Source organism: Paenibacillus marinisediminis (genome assembly GCF_054343325.1).
Map to the genome: position 1 here is coordinate 1 of NZ_JBTGUH010000058.1, position 223 is coordinate 223.

The following is a 223-nucleotide window of genomic DNA, read 5'->3' on the forward strand; positions in this document are numbered from 1 at the left end:
GCCTATCCGGTATTAGCTCACGTTTCCGTGGGTTATCCCAGTCTTACAGGCAGGTTACCTACGTATTACTCACCCGTCCGCCGCTAACCATCAGAGGTGCAAGCACCTCATTAAGTTCGCTCGACTTGCATGTATTAGGCACGCCGCCAGCGTTCGTCCTGAGCCAGGATCAAACTCTCCATAAAAGTGTTTGACTTGCTCATTTGTATTGCTGACGAGTTTA

1 rRNA gene is annotated in these 223 nt (G+C 49.8%); it reads right to left on the reverse strand.

Going from position 1 to position 223, the window contains the following annotated elements:
• Nucleotides 1–185 (reverse strand): 16S ribosomal RNA (locus ACXX53_RS23245); the annotation flags it as partial.
• Nucleotides 186–223 lie beyond the last annotated feature (38 nt).